The organism is Rhodococcus sp. NFXS4, assembly GCF_058139645.1.
Genome location: NZ_CP192221.1, coordinates 4,622,017 through 4,636,558, shown reverse-complemented (window position 1 = coordinate 4,636,558; position 14,542 = coordinate 4,622,017). Strand labels below are relative to the sequence as shown.

At 67.9% G+C, this 14,542-nt stretch carries 11 protein-coding genes and 1 pseudogene; 3 read left to right on the top strand and 9 right to left on the bottom strand.

The window, feature by feature from the left end:
* Positions 1–113: 113 nt before the first annotated feature.
* Positions 114–1,982, top strand: coding sequence for a glycosyltransferase (locus J4E04_RS21975; RefSeq protein WP_490149626.1), 1,869 nt, complete (start codon positions 114–116; stop codon positions 1,980–1,982).
* On the opposite strand, the gene J4E04_RS21970 is transcribed toward J4E04_RS21975, so the two are convergent.
* The 5 genes from J4E04_RS21970 to J4E04_RS21950 are packed head-to-tail and all read right to left on the bottom strand — an operon-like array spanning position 1,975 to position 6,055.
* Positions 1,975–2,781 carry a class I SAM-dependent methyltransferase gene (locus J4E04_RS21970; RefSeq protein ID WP_027506557.1) on the bottom strand — a complete coding sequence of 269 codons (807 nt, stop codon included), beginning with the start codon at positions 2,779–2,781 and terminating at the stop codon, positions 1,975–1,977. The genes J4E04_RS21975 and J4E04_RS21970 overlap by 8 nt on opposite strands.
* Positions 2,782–2,820: 39 nt before the next feature.
* On the bottom strand, positions 2,821–3,708 hold the full coding sequence (glfT1, locus tag J4E04_RS21965) for a galactofuranosyltransferase GlfT1 (RefSeq protein ID WP_056444218.1): 888 nt from the start codon (positions 3,706–3,708) through the stop codon (positions 2,821–2,823).
* The gene (wzt, locus tag J4E04_RS21960; protein WP_056443150.1) at positions 3,701–4,525 is read right to left on the bottom strand and encodes a galactan export ABC transporter ATP-binding subunit Wzt/RfbE; all 825 of its coding nucleotides are present in this window, start codon (positions 4,523–4,525) and stop codon (positions 3,701–3,703) included. Before wzt ends, glfT1 begins: the two co-directional genes overlap by 8 nt.
* A 15-nt stretch (positions 4,526–4,540) precedes the next feature.
* A complete protein-coding gene (gene wzm, locus J4E04_RS21955) occupies positions 4,541–5,416 on the bottom strand; it encodes a galactan export ABC transporter permease subunit Wzm/RfbD (RefSeq protein WP_027506560.1) in 876 nt (291 codons plus the stop codon).
* Between the two features lie 27 nt (positions 5,417–5,443).
* Positions 5,444–6,055, bottom strand: coding sequence for a bacterial proteasome activator family protein (locus tag J4E04_RS21950; RefSeq protein WP_051613544.1), 612 nt, complete (start codon positions 6,053–6,055; stop codon positions 5,444–5,446).
* 94 nt (positions 6,056–6,149) lie between these two features.
* On the opposite strand from J4E04_RS21950, the gene J4E04_RS21945 reads away from it, so the two are divergent.
* Complete coding sequence (locus J4E04_RS21945; RefSeq protein WP_222647512.1) at positions 6,150–7,352, top strand: cysteine desulfurase-like protein; 1,203 nt, start codon at positions 6,150–6,152, stop codon at positions 7,350–7,352.
* A 10-nt stretch (positions 7,353–7,362) separates the two neighbouring features.
* On the opposite strand, the gene J4E04_RS21940 is transcribed toward J4E04_RS21945, so the two are convergent.
* Complete coding sequence (locus tag J4E04_RS21940) at positions 7,363–8,352, bottom strand: NAD(P)H-quinone oxidoreductase (RefSeq protein WP_490149625.1); 990 nt, start codon at positions 8,350–8,352, stop codon at positions 7,363–7,365.
* Positions 8,353–8,409: 57 nt separating this feature from the next.
* On the opposite strand from J4E04_RS21940, the gene J4E04_RS21935 reads away from it, so the two are divergent.
* A complete protein-coding gene (locus J4E04_RS21935; protein ID WP_490149624.1) occupies positions 8,410–11,658 on the top strand; it encodes an AfsR/SARP family transcriptional regulator in 3,249 nt (1,082 codons plus the stop codon).
* On the opposite strand, the gene J4E04_RS21930 is transcribed toward J4E04_RS21935, so the two are convergent.
* The 3 genes and pseudogenes from J4E04_RS21930 to mgrA all read right to left on the bottom strand — a co-directional run bounded on the left by J4E04_RS21930 (position 11,640) and on the right by mgrA (position 14,542).
* Positions 11,640–12,404 carry an ABC transporter permease gene (locus J4E04_RS21930; RefSeq protein ID WP_490150593.1) on the bottom strand — a complete coding sequence of 255 codons (765 nt, stop codon included), beginning with the start codon at positions 12,402–12,404 and terminating at the stop codon, positions 11,640–11,642. The two genes, J4E04_RS21935 and J4E04_RS21930, sit on opposite strands and share 19 nt — an antisense overlap.
* Positions 12,405–12,463: 59 nt before the next feature.
* Positions 12,464–13,378: pseudogene (locus tag J4E04_RS21925) on the bottom strand (ATP-binding cassette domain-containing protein); the annotation flags it as partial.
* Between the two features lie 117 nt (positions 13,379–13,495).
* The gene (mgrA, locus tag J4E04_RS21920; RefSeq protein ID WP_490149623.1) at positions 13,496–14,542 is read right to left on the bottom strand and encodes an L-glyceraldehyde 3-phosphate reductase; all 1,047 of its coding nucleotides are present in this window, start codon (positions 14,540–14,542) and stop codon (positions 13,496–13,498) included.

Sequence of the window (14,542 nt, the reverse complement as noted above, 5' to 3'; positions counted from 1 at the left end):
TGTCATGGACGCGACGGAACCCTCCCGGTTGTTATCGTAGGTCACAGACCGGTCTCATTTGTTACGGGGTGCGACGAGCACGCCTGTCTCTACTGTCAGGAGTTGGACAACCGATGCAGTCGACCGCGCCCGCGACGATTCCGCACAGCGGCCACGACAGGTTGGTCCTCCAGCGAGGCGTCTTCCTCGGCCCCTCCACCAGAGTGAATCCCGATCTGTACGTGCAGATCGAGAAGGGCAGCGGGGATCGCAGGCGCCACGACATGACGCTCGCGAAGAACTCTTTCGCTCACACCAACACGTACTTCGGGCGCTTCGCGGCGTCCTACTGGCAGCGGTGGACCACGGTCGGCGCGGTCACGGCGTCTCTGCGCATCGCGACGAGCGGCCGTGTCCGAGTGCGACTGCTGGCCTCGGACATCGCCGGTCACCGCCGCATCGTGTCGGTGCAGGAGACGCGGAGCGACGCCGTGCTGACATTCGAGGCTCCGCTCGACAAGTTCGTCGACGGGGGTGCCCTCTGGCTGGAGTTCGAGACGTTCGGCGAGTCCGCCGTCGTCGACTGCCTCGAGTGGATCCACGCCACCACGGTGCCGAGACGTCCGGTGGCCATTGCCATCTGCACGTTCAACCGCGCCACGGACTGTGCGCACACGGTGGCCGCACTGGCGTCCGACGACGTGGTGTTGTCGCTGATCGACACCGTGCACGTCGTGGATCAGGGCACCGACCTCGTGCAGGATCAGCCGGAGTTCGCCGATGCGCGGGCGCGGATGGGCGACACCCTGGTGTACCTCCGGCAGCCCAATCTCGGTGGTGCGGGCGGCTTCACACGCGGACTGTACGAGGTGACCGCGTCTCGGAGCGGTGTCGACGTCATCCTCATGGACGACGACATCCTGTGTGAGCCGGAGACGGTGCTGCGTCTGAGCGCCTTCGCCAACGTCACGGCGCAGCCGACCCTGGTCGGCGCGCAGATGCTGTTCCTGCTCAATCCCGACTACCTCAACGTCGGCGCGGAGGAGGTGGACTTCCTGCACCTGCAGCACGGCCGCACCGTCGGAAAGGCGTTGTCCAACAAGAGCATGATCAAGAAGAACCAGGAGCGCCGGGTCGATGCCGGCTACAACGCCTGGTGGACGTGCCTGATCCCGTCCGAGGTGGTCGAGGAGATCGGCCTCCCACTTCCCATGTTCTTCCAGTGGGACGACGTGGAGTACGGCGTACGCGCCGGTCGTGCTGGGTTCACGACCGTGACGCTGCCCAACGCCGCCGTGTGGCACGCCGACTTCTACTGGAAGGATTTCGACGACTGGGCGCGGTACTTCAGTACGCGTAACTCGCTGATCGTCGGGTCTCTGCACAGCGACCTGAACACGACGGTGTTGTCGCGAATGTTCCTGCGCCACATCGCCGAGTACGTCGTCGGAATGCAGTACGGTCTCGCCCACACCACGTTGAAGGGTATCGAGGACTGGCTGTCGGGGCCGGACCATCTGGCCGACGGCGGCATGGCGGCGATGGCTCGTATCCGAGCCGACCGCAAGGAGTACCCGGAGACGATCATGCACCCGGCGGCCACCGCGCCGGTGCCCTCCGCGGAGGTGCGGGTCTCGCGAGCGGGCGGGGAGCCGAGCGCGATGCGAGCGGTGTTGGCCAAGCGCGGTGTCGACCAGTTCCTCGGACGCACGATCGGCGGTCTCGTCGGCGTCACGCGCGAGGACGCGCACTGGTGGCACATCGCCAGGTTCGACCACGTCGTGGTCACCGACGCATCGCAGGGCGGCGTTCGAATCCGCAAGCGGGACAAGGCACGCGGGGTCGCGCTGATGGTGCGTGCCGTCAAGGTGATGCGGCGTCTGCGGCGGGAGGCTCCTGCTCTGCAGGAGCAGTACCGCGCGGCCGGTGCCGATCTCATCGCACGCGAGAACTGGGCCCGCCTGTACGACATCGACGATCCCGCAGCCGAATCGGTCAGGTGAGCCGGACCGCCACCTGCTCGTTGTTGGACGTGTAGGCGAGGTACTCGAACGTCACCCCGGTGCGGTGGACGAACTCGGTCCACGCCTTGTACTCGTGCAGGGCCCAGCCGGGGAAGTTGAAGAACTCGTCGAACACGATGACGGTGCCCGGCACCAGCCGTGACTCGAGACGACGCAGGACGAAGTCGGTCGACGAGTACAGGTCGGCGTCGAGGTGCAGGAACGCGACCGGGCCGCGGTTCTTCGACAGGAACGGCCCGAGGGTCTGCTGGAACATGCCCTTCACCAGGTGCGCACCCGGAACGTCCGGTAGAGCGTCCTGAGCGAAGGTCCCGGCCTCGAAGCCGGTGCGCCAGTCCTCCGGCAGGCCCTCGAAGGTGTCGAAGCCGGCGATGACTCCGACGTTGGCGGCGCGGCGCCACTCGTCGACGATGATCGCCAGCGTGGTCCCGGTGGCGACCCCGAACTCGAGTGCCATGCCGTCGATGGACACAGCACCCAGGGCGTGCCGCAACGTGAGGTCGGGACGGGTGAACGACGGCGTCCGCGGGAGGTGGTCCTCCACGAAGTCGGCACTCGAGGCGGTGGCCTCGAGGTCCGAGGCGAACGGGATGTCGCGGCGCATCCGGAACTCCAGCGTGGTGATGGATTCCTGGAGGTCGGCGATCGTCTTCGCCTGACCCGTGATCAGGTCTATCAACTCACTGTGACGACGGTCGGCCTCGGGTGCCACGGCGTCCTGGACTGCCTGCACGACCTTGCCCCGCGCCGAGGCTCTGACGCGTCGGCTCCACCGCATCACCCGCACCGTCCACTCGTCATGGGGACATACCGTAGTTCAGGGTTTGCGGAAGTACTCATCCCGGCCGAGCTTGCGCAGACGCAACCACTCGCGCAGGCCGCGGAGGTCCCGTCGTGTGACCACGAAGTACCACCCGAAGCGCACCCATTCCTGCGGGAGAAGCTTGCGCATGCCGGGTTGAGCCATCAGGTATCCGCGGTTGCGGTAGGTGAAGTAGCGCTTGGTGGCGTCGTCCGGATACTGCGTGTGCATCCGGCCGCCGAGGATCGGCTTGAACTCGTCGGCGCCGTTCGGATGCAGGTACGCGGTCTGCAGGCACGTGCCGAAAGCCAGCCCCGAGCGTGTGAGGCGACGGTGGATCTCGACCTCGTCGCCGCGGACGAAGAGCCGGAGGTCGGGGACACCGACGGCGTCGATCGCAGCGGCCGAGAACAGCGCACCGTTGAACAACGACGCGTAGGACGGCAACAACTCCTCGTCACCGAGTTCGGACCGCCACCGTCGCCACGCGGTGCCGCGTCGCAGCGGGAACGCGAGGTGATCGGGATCGTCGATGTCGCACACGACGGGGGAGACCTCGTCGAGGCCGTGGCGCACCGCGCAGTCGAGGAGCGTGGCGAGGACGTCCGGCCCCTCCGGCCTGCCGTCGTCGTCGGCTAGCCACACCCGCTCGGCACCGAGGGACAGCGCGTGCAGCATCCCCAGCGCGAAGCCGCCGGCCCCACCGAGGTTGTGCTTGCTCCCGAGGTAGGTGGTCGGCACGGCCGCGCTCTCGACGAGCTCGCGGACCGCGGTCTCGTTCGCGTTGTCCACCACGATCAGATGGTCGAGCGGACGGGTCTGCGACGTCAGGACGGCGAGGGACTGGGCCAGCAGCTCGCGGCGCCGGTGGGTGACCACCACGCCGACGATGAACTCAGGCATGCGGGTCGTGATCGGCCTGGCCACGATCCGCGGCCTCCAGCTCACGAATGACGTGCGCGACGTGGTCTCCCGCGTCGTCGCCCTCGTACGACCGCACGACCTCCTCGATGCCGCCCTGCTGCCGCACGTGGCCGTGATCGATCCACATCGCGGAATCGCAGAGCTGGGCGAGGAACTCGTTGGAGTGCGAGGCGAAGACGAGGATTCCCGAGCGCTGCACGAGCTTCTGCAGACGAGTGCGCGCCTTCTTCATGAACTCGGCGTCGACCGCGCCGATGCCCTCGTCGAGCAGCAGGATCTCGGGGTCGATGCTCGTGACGACGCCCATGGCGATGCGCACGCGCATGCCCGTCGAGTAGGTGCGCAGCGGCATGTCGAGGTACTCGCCGAGCTCGGTGAAGTCGGCGATCTCGTCGATCTTCGACATCATCTGCTTGCGTGTCTGGCCGAGGAACAGTCCCCGGATGATGATGTTCTCGTAGCCGGAGATCTCCGGGTCCATGCCGACGCCCAGGTCGAAGACCGGCGCGACGCGACCCCGCACGACGGCACTGCCGCGGGTGGGTTCGTAGATGCCCGCCAGCAGGCGCAGGAGCGTCGACTTGCCCGCACCGTTGTGGCCGACCAGTCCGACGCGGTCGCCCTCCTTCAGTGAGAGCGTGATGTCGCGCAGCGCCTCCACGACGACGACGTCACTGCTGTTGCGTCCGATGGTGCCGCCGGCCTTGCCGAGGAACGCCTTCTTCAGCGACCGGGTCTTGGCGTCGAAGATGGGGAAGTCGACGCACGCGCCGTGCGTCTCGATGCTGACTGTCATGTGTGTCTCGTCCGATCAGACCCAGTAGGGCACGCGGGCCCGGAACGTACGCATCGCCACCATGGTGACGGCCAGGCCGACCACGGTGAACGCCAGCACGATGTACCAGTGGTACGCCTGCTGGTCCTCGCCGATCAGGGGCGCGCGCAGGATGTCGAGGTAGTGGAACAGCGGATTGATCTCCACCAGCCGCGCGCGGTCCGCCGCGGCCCCGCCCATCTTCTGCAGATTCGCCGTGGTCCACACGATCGGCGTCATGAAGAACAGCAGCGTGACGACGCTGCCGAGGATCGGGGCCAGGTCGCGGTAGCGGGTGGCGATGATGCCGAAGAGCAGTGACACCCACACCATGTTGACGACGATCAGGCCGAACGCCGGGATCGCCATGACGATGGTCCAGTGCAGCTCGGGACGGAACACCGCGAGCATGATCAGGTAGATCAGCATGTTGTGGCCGAGGAGCAGCACCTGGCGCCACACGAGCCGATAGATGTGCACGCTCAGTGCCGACGGCAGTTGCTTGATCAGGCCCTCGTTGGCCACGAAGACGTCGGCGCCCTCGAGGATCGACGCGCTGATGAGGTTCCAGATGATGAGCCCGACGGTGACGTGGGGCAGGAACGACTTCAGGTCGATGTCGAGGAGGACCGAGTACAGCAGACCCATCGCGACGGCCTGCACACCCGTGGCGATGGTGATCCAGAACGGGCCGATGACGGAACGCCGGTACCGCTGCTTGATGTCCTGCCATCCGAGGCTCAGCCACAGCTCACGCTGGGCGTAGCCCTGCCGGAGATCGCGGACGGCCCGGCGGAACGTCTGCGAATCGGACGCGGGTGCATCCCCGGAGTTCGAGTCCCCGGTGTTCGAGTCGATCGCTGGTGCTGCCACGACCGACGACCCTACAGACGAGAACCGTCAGAGGTACTGGCCGGTGCCCTGCCCGTGCTGGCCCTGACCGCCGCCGCCGATGGACACACCGGGCGGAAGTGCACCCTGGCGCATCTGCTCGAGCTGGGCGCGCGCTGCCATCTGCTGAGCGAAGAGTGCCGTCTGGATGCCGTGGAACAGTCCCTCCAGCCAGCCCACCAGCTGTGCCTGGGCGATGCGGAGCTCGGCGTCGGACGGCACCGCGTCCTCGCCGAAGGGCAACGCCAGGCGCTGGAGCTCGTCGCGCAACTCCGGCGCGAGTCCCTGCTCGAGCTCACGGATGGAGGAGGTGTGGATCTCCTTGAGGCGGGTGCGGCTGGCGTCGTCCAGCGGTGCCGCGCGCACCTCCTCGAGGAGCTGCTTGATCATGGTGCCGATGCGCATGACCTTGGCGGGTTGCTCGACCATGTCCGCCAGCGATTCCTGGTCGTCGCCGTCCGACGAGTCGCCGGCCCCGGTGACGTTCGCGCGGGCCGCGGCGGCCGCCGCCTCGCGGGGACTGAGCGCGATCGGCTGCCCGTCCGGACCGATGACGACGACGTGGTCGGCGCTGTCGTCCGCGCGGCCGCCGTCCGAGTTCTGCTCGTGTGAAGACGTCATGTCTCCATCTTGACCCGGGTCGCTCACCAGGGTGGGGTCCGGGGCGTGCCCGTGCGTGCCCGCCCTGTCGCCGTCGGCGCCTAGAGTGTGCGGCATGACCTACGACGTCGCCCGCGTACGAGGGCTGTTTCCCTCGCTCGGCGACGGCTGGATCCACCTCGATCCGCAGCTGGGCATGCAGATCCCCGACCGGGTGGCCACGGCCGTGTCCACCACCTTCCGTGGGACCGCATCGACGCACATCGGTCGGCACCCCTACGCGCAGCGCAGCGCGAAGGTCGCCGACGACGCTCGGCAGGCCGTCGCAGATCTGGTCGGTGGAACCCCCGAGGGCGTGGTCCTCGGTCCGGACCACGGCATCCTCCTGACCGCTCTCGCGGAAGCCCTCAGCACGCGTCTCGGCCTCGGTACGGGCATCGTCCTGTCCCGGCTGGACGACGAGGCGAACGTGGCACCGTGGCTGCGCATCGCCAATCGGTACGGCGCCCAGGTGCAGTGGGCCGAGGTGGACATCGAGACGTGCGAGCTCCCCAGTTGGCAGTTCGGGGAACTCATCGCGGCGAACACTCGGCTCGTCGCGCTGACCGCGGCGTCGACGGTGGTGGGGTCGGCCCCCGACGTCCGTGTCGCCGCCGACCTCGTGCACGACGCCGGCGGGCTGCTGGTCGTCGACGCGGTGGGTGCGGCCCCCTACGCGGTGCTCGACATCGAGGAACTCCGGGCGGACGTCGTCGCCGTCAACGCCGCGGCCTGGGGTGGGCCTCGCGTCGGAGCGCTGGTGTTCCGAGACCCCGAGCTGCTCGACCGGTTGCCGTCGCAGGCGCTCGACACTGATGCGAAGGGTCCGGCGCGGCTCGAGGTCGCCGGTCTGCACTACTCACTGCTCGCGGGGATGACCGCGTCCGTCGACTGTCTCGCCGCCCTCGACGAGAACGCGAGCGGGACACGTCGACAGCGTCTCGAGATGTCCATCGGCTCGCTGCAGGACTATCAGGATCGGCTCTTCGCGTACCTGCAGGAACGTGTGGCGGCACTGCCGCACGTCATGGCCATCGGTCAGGCGTCCAGCCGCATCCCGTGCCTGAGCATCAGCGTGGACGGCGTCGACTCCGACAAGGTGGCGGCGCGACTGGCGGACAACAGGATCGACGTGGTCGGTGGCCTGCACGGCGGCAGCCGCCTGCTCGAGTCGCTGGGTGTCGCCGATGCCGGTGGCGCGATCACGGTGGGGCTGGCGCCGTACACGACGCGGCACGAGATCGACCAGCTCGTCACGGTTCTCGAGACGCTGACCTGATCCGCGCCCGTCAGCGGACGCGCAGGATCACCTTGCCCACCGTGGCGTGGTCGTCCAGCATGCGATGAGCCTGCGGTGCGTCCGACACCGGCACCTCCGCGTGCACGACGGGCACGACCGCACCGTCGGCGATCATCGGCCACACGTGCTCGCGCACCTGGCGCACGATGTCGGCCTTGCCGCCCTGGCCGGTGAGGGGGCGCGCCCGCAACCCGGCGCAGTGCACACTGCCGCGCTTGGCCATCAGCGCGCCGAAGTCGAACTCGGCCACCCGGCCGCCCTGCATGCCGATCGTGACCAGGCGGCCGTCCATCGCGAGCGCAGAGATGTTGGGAGAGAGGTACTTCGCGCCCATGTTGTCGAGAATGACGTCGGCTCCGTGCCCGTCCGTCGCGGACCGTAACTCCTCGGTGAAGTCCGAGGTCTTGTAGTCGATGAGGATGTCCGCGCCGAACGACCGGCAGATCTCGAGCTTCTCCGCCGAGCCGGCGGTGACCGCGACGCGCGCGCCGAGGGCCTTCGCCACCTGGATGGCGTGCGTGCCGATGCCGCTGCCACCGCCGTGGATCAACAACGTGTCCCCGGCGGACAAGCCGGCGTACATGACGACGTTGGACCACACCGTGCACGCGACCTCGGGCAGCGATGCGGCCACGTGCAGGTCGAGCCCGTCGGGAACGGGCAGCACCTGTCCGGCCGGCACCACCACCTGCTCGGCGTAGCCGCCACCCGCGAGCAGCGCGCAGACCCGATCGCCGACCTTCAATGCGGTGACGTCGTCGCCGACCTCCGCGATCACACCCGAACATTCGAGCCCGAGCACGTCGGAGGCGCCGGCGGGCGGCGGATAGTTGCCCTGCCGTTGCTGCAGATCGGCGCGGTTGACGGCGGACGCCGCGACGGAGATCAGGACTTCTCCCGGCCCCGGTACGGGATCGGGTACCTCGCTCCAGACCATGACATCGGGGTCGCCGTATTCGGTCAGTGTGATCGCATGCACAGGGTCGATGGTATGCCGCGGGGCGTGAGTTGCGACGAGGTCATACCATTCGACTCGGTGACCGGACGATACGATGCGAACGACGTGCGGCCCGGCATCGGACAACCGGTGGTGGGCCTGCTGGGTGACGTCCGCATCCGCGTCGGTACGCACTTCTCGGGTGTGCCGGGTCTGCGAGCGCGGACACTGCTGGCGCTTCTCGCGATGACTCCCGGCAAGTTCGTCTCGGTGTCGACGATCATCGACGAACTCTGGCCCGACGGCGGACCGGAGTCGCCGAAGTCCGCCGTGCAGACCCAGGTCTCGCGTCTGCGGTCGGTGGCACCGATGATCGAGACAGGACCGGCCGGGTACCGCCTCTCACTCGATTCGAACGACGTCGACCTGTGGCGAGCCCAGCTGCTCGCCGCGTCGGCATCGTCCCTGGAACCTGCGGAAGCACTCGACACGGTTGCCGACGCGGTCGCGCTGTGGCGAGGCGAGCCCGGAGGTGATCTGGGCGACAGCACCGTGGCGGCCGACGTCGCGAAGGCTGCGGCAGACATCCGCGACACGCTGGACTCGATCGCCGTGGCTGCGTCGTCGGATGTCGGTGACCACGCGTCCGCGATCGAGATCGCACGCCGACGCTGGCACCGCGACCGTGCCGACGAGACCGCGGCGTCGTCGATGATGAGTGCGCTGCACGCCGCGGGTCGCACGGCCGATGCGATCGCCGTGTTCGCCGAACTCCGTGAGCTGCTGGCAGATCGGTGGGGCATAGATCCGTCGCCGGTCGTCGCGGCACTGCATGCCGATCTGCTCGGCGCGACAGTTCCGGTCGAGCCGGTCGCGCTGTCGGGCTACCCGGTGGTGGGAGTCCGTCACGCCTCCACCGAGCTCGTGGGCCGGACGGACGACATCGCGGCGGTGGAGAGCCTGCTGTCGAGGGCGCGACTGGTGACCGTCACCGGTCCCGGCGGAAGTGGCAAGACGCGCCTGGCTCACGAGATCGGTCGTCGTGCGACACAACGGGTTCCGGTTGTCGTCGTCGAGTTGGCACCTCTGCGGAGTGGAGACGACGTGGTCGCCGCCATCAGTGGAACCCTGGGACTGAACGAGGCGGACGTCGTGATGGGGTCCTTGCCCATCGGTCCTGTCCATTCCGCGCGTGACCGGCTTCGGGACGCGCTGGCATCGCGTCCTCTGCTGATGATCCTGGACAACTGCGAACACGTGTCGACCGATGTGGCCGGCGTGGTGGACGAAGTGATCGGGGCGAGCGATCTGGTGCGCATCCTGACGACGTCTCGAACGCCGCTGGGTGTCGCTGCTGAGTCGATCTACCCCCTTCCGCCGTTGGTCGTCGATGCGGGCGGTTCACCGGCCACCGATCTGTTCATCGGCCGTGCGCGGGCGGTACGACCGACCGTCGTGATCGACCCGGACAGGATCGCACGGTTGTGCACCCGTCTCGACGGTCTGCCGTTGGCCATCGAATTGGCCGCGGCGCGTGCTCGGTCGATGAGCATCGAGGAGATCGACAACGCGGTGGCCGATCGATTCTCGTTGTTGCGCAGCAAGGATCGGACTCGACCGGAGCGGCATCGGACGCTGCATGCCGTCATCGACTGGAGTTGGCAACTGCTCGACGACGGTCAGCGCCGTGCGCTCCGACGGTTGTGCCGCTTTCCTGCCGGCATCACCTCGCATGCTGCGCGGGCGGTAGCCGAGTTCGAGCCGGGTGACCGCATCGACGACGCGGTGGACGGTCTGGTGGAGCACTCGTTGCTCACGGTGGACGAGTCGGACGGGATGAGATTCCACATGCTCGAGACCGTCCGCGAATTCGGCGAGGAGCACCTGGCACGCGACCCCGCCGAGCGCGACGCGGTCACCGACGCGATGGTCGCGTGGGCCTCGTCCGTCGCACGGCAGGCCCTCGAACTGCATCGGAACGGCAACCGCAACGCGGTCGTTCCGGCGATCGACGCCGAGCACGACAATCTGCTGGCAGTGCTCCGTATCGCGGCGGTCGAACAGCGCTGGTCCGACGTCTTCACGATCTTCCCCGCTCTTGCCTACCTGTGGTCTGTGCGGGGTGCGCACTCGGAAGTCGTCAATTGGTCGGTGCGCCTTCTCGATGCGACCGATGTCGATCCCCGCGGTGTCCCCGACGACATCGTCGTGTTCGCCTACGTCTTCATGGCGTCGCACCTGGGATACGGAGGCTCGCCCCGGCAGGCGGCCCGCGCGCGCACCGCGTTGCGACGCGTTCTGCGGGCCAGACCGGGAACATCTCCGGCCCTGCGGTTCCCGGCGATGCTGCTCCTGCACCGCGCCGACGGCACAGGGCTGGCGAGGGTGCTCGCGGAGGCGGTCAGATCTGCAGACCCGGAGATTCGAGGTACCGCGCTGATGTTGCGCGGATCGCTTCGGGAGAACCGCGGTGACCTGTACGGCGCGGAACGCGATCTTCGCGCCGCGGCGTCCATCTCGCACGATGCCGACGATCTGTGGGGCATGGCTCAGGCTGCTCAGTCACTGGGGAGTATCCACGGACAGACCGGGAGGCACGAGCAGGCCGCCGAGTTCTATCTCCACGGGGCGCAGTTGCTCTGGCGCCTCCACGCGTACGAGGAGAGTGTTCAGACGCGGACCTTCGCCGCTGCGTCTCTCGTCGCCGCGGACCGCGTCGGTGACGGGTTGGCTCTGCTGTCGGATTTCGGGCACGGCGATCGCATCACCACGGGGCTTGCGGTGGTCGCGTCCGACGAGGCGATGAGGCATCAGACGCGAGCCACGGTTTTCGGAACTCGGGCCGAGGCGATGCTGCGTGGAGGAGATGTGTCCACCGGTCTGGCGCTGTATCGGGACGCCGCCGAGCAGTGCCGGTCGGGGTGGGACGACATCGGAGATCCGTACGCCGTGATGTTGGCCTGCGCCTGCGTGGATGCGCATGTGCTGCACGGCGATCATGGCAGGGTGGAGGATCTGGTTCGGTGGATCCGCACCCGCGTCTGCGCTCCCCGCAGTGCTCTGGCGCGAGGGGATCTTCCTCAGCTCGGTGCCGTGGCCTGCGCCGTGGGGTCGTATCTGATCGCCTGCGGGCGATCGCACGAAGGACCGATTCTTCTGGCCGCTGCGACGTCCGTCGCGGCGCGACAGGACTTCCCGTCGATGACGATCGACCTGCATCTGGGTCTGGCGCGCCGAGTGCTCGGCATCGACGCGGTGGAGACGGCCCTGCTGCGGCGGCCCCGCACCCGGGCCGCCGCAGCGGAGTCGATCCTGGCCGCGCTGACGGATCAGGCCTTACGCATGTAGGTGCGCACGGTGAGTGGAGCGACGACCAGAACGATGATCGCCGCGCCCAGCAGCGACCACACCACATGGATTCCGGCGTGGCCGGTTCCGGCGAGTTCGCGCACCGCGGTGACCACTTGGGAAACCGGGTTCACGTTCACGAAGGCCTGAAGCCATCCGGGCATGGTGTCCACCGGGACGAAGGCGTTCGACAGGAAGGTCAACGGGAAGAGGATCAACATCGACACGCCCTGCACGGCGGACGCCTTGCTCATCAGGACACCCATCAAGGCGAAGATCCAGCTGATCGACCATGCGCACACGATCACCAGGCCGCCGGCGAGCGCAACTCCTACCGCACCGCCCTCGGGTCGGTAGCCCATGGCGAAACCTGTGGAGAACGTGATGACGGTGGCGATGACGTACCGGACGACGTCGGCGAGCAGTGCGCCCGCCAGCGGTGAGATACGTGCGATCGGAAGGGCTTTGAACCGGTCGAAGACGCCCTTGTCCATGTCCTCACGGAGTTGCGTGCCGGTGACGATCGACGTGGTGATGACCGTCTGGACCAGGATTCCGGGAATGATGACCGGCAGGTAGCTCGCGATGTCGCCGGAGATGGCACCGCCGAAGATGTAGGTGAACATCAAGGTGAAGACGACCGGAACGAAGACGACGTCGAACAGTTGCTCCGGGTTGTGCTTCAGCTTGAGCAGACCTCGATACGCCATCGTGACGGTGTGGCGAGCGGACATCGAGACGGAGATCCGCTCGACCGGGGCGTCGACGAAGCTGGGCGCCGAGGTGGGGCTGGGCAGGGTGGTGGTCACGCGGCGTTCTCCTCGGATGTGGCGGCCGCGGAGTCGGGCCGACCGGTGATGGACATGAAGACCTCGTCGAGGCTGGGTTTGGCGACGGTGATCTCGGCGACGTCGATCCCGATGTCCCGCAACGAGATCAGAATGTCCGGTGTCGCCGAGGCATCCTTCATTGGCGCCGTGACGCGGCCCGATCCGGTGGCCGCGGACGCGTCGAGACCGAGGCGGGTGCTGACCAGGACACGTGCCTCCTCGGTGCGTCCGGGGTCGGCGATCACCAGAGTCATCGTGGACGTTCCCACCGACGCCTTCAGACTGTCGGCCGTGCCGTCGGCGATGACGCGTCCCCGGTCGATGACGGCGATGCGGTCGCACAGCTGATCGGCCTCGTCGAGGTACTGGGTGGTCAGCAGGACCGTCGTGCCCTCGGACACGAGTCGGCGGATGGTGTCCCACATCTGTACGCGCGTGCGAGGGTCGAGGCCGGTGGTGGGTTCGTCCAGGAACAGCAGCGGAGGTGTCGAGATGAGGCTCGCGGCCAGGTCGAGTCGCCGCCGCATTCCTCCGGAGAAATTCTTCAACGGCTTCGACGCGGCCTCGGTGAGGGCGAACTCCTCGAGAAGGTCGTTCGCACGTCGTCGGCTCTCGGCACGGCCGAGGCCGAGCAGTCGGGAGAACACGACGAGATTCTCCGTTGCGGTGAGGTCTTCGTCGACCGACGCGTACTGGCCCGTCACGCCGACCAGGGAACGCACGGCCGTGGGCTCCGCGACGACGTCGTGGCCGAACACCCGTGCGCTGCCGCCGTCCGGGCGCAGCAGGGTGGCGAGCATGCGGACCGTGGTGGTCTTTCCCGCTCCGTTGGGTCCGAGAACTCCGTAGACCGCGCCGCGGGGAACGGTCAGGCTGACGCCGTCCACCGCGCGCTGTCGGCCGAAGTTCTTGACGAGGTTGTCTGCTTCGATGGCTGGTTGCATGCGCTCAGCGTGCACCGCCCCGCTGTCACGGCACTGTCGTGCCGGTGTCGTGCCGGTGTCGGATCAGATCCGTGACGGCTCTTCCCACAGGTTGATGCCGGACTCCTTGGCGTGTTCGTCGATGCGGCTCAGTTCGTCGTCGTCGAATCGGAGTTGCGCGAGTGCACCCACGTTGTCGTCGAGCTGTTCGACGGACGAGGCGCCGATCAGCACCGTCGTGACCCGCGGGTCCCGCAGCGCCCACGCCAACGACATCTGGGCGAGCGACTGCCCCCGCGCCGCGGCGATGTCGTTCAGCGCGTTCAGATGCCCGCGCATGTCCTCGGTCAGCCACTCGGGATCGAACGACTTCCCCTGTGCCGCGCGCGACTCGTCGGGGATGCCGCCGAGGTACTTGTCGGTCAGCATGCCCTGCGCGAGAGGGGAGAACGCGATCACGCCGACTCCCAGCTCGTCGACGGCCGGCAGCAGATCGGACTCGATCCAGCGATTGAGCATCGAGTAACTCGGCTGGTGGATCAGCAGTGGCACTCCCGCATCGGACAGCAGTGCCGCCATCCGGCGGGTGCGCGCCGCCGAGTACGAGCTGATGCCCACGTAGCGCGCCTTGCCCTGCTCGACGGCACTGACCAGCGCGCCCGCGGTCTCCTCGACGGGTGTGTCCTTGTCGGGGCGGTGGCTGTAGAAGATGTCGACGCTGTCGAGCCCCATGCGCTCGAGTGAGCGGTCCAGTGAGCTCAGCAGGTACTTGCGCGACCCGCCGAAGCCGTAGGGGCCCGGCCACATGTCCCAGCCTGCTTTGGTGGAGATCACCAGCTCGTCGCGGTACGGCCCGAAGTCCTCCCGCAGGATGCGGCCGAAGTTGATCTCCGCGCTGCCGTACGGCGGCCCGTAGTTGTTGGCGAGATCGAAGTGGGTGATGCCGAGGTCGAACGCCCGGCGGAGGACGGCGCGCTGGGTGGCGAGCGGCACGTCGTCACCGAAGTTGTGCCACAGCCCCAGCGAGATGGCGGGCAGCTTCAGTCCGCTCTCACCGGTACGGCGGTAGGGCATCGCGGTCGGGCGGTCGGTGTCGTAGCGGTCGGGGGAGGCGACATAGGGATCCGGCAT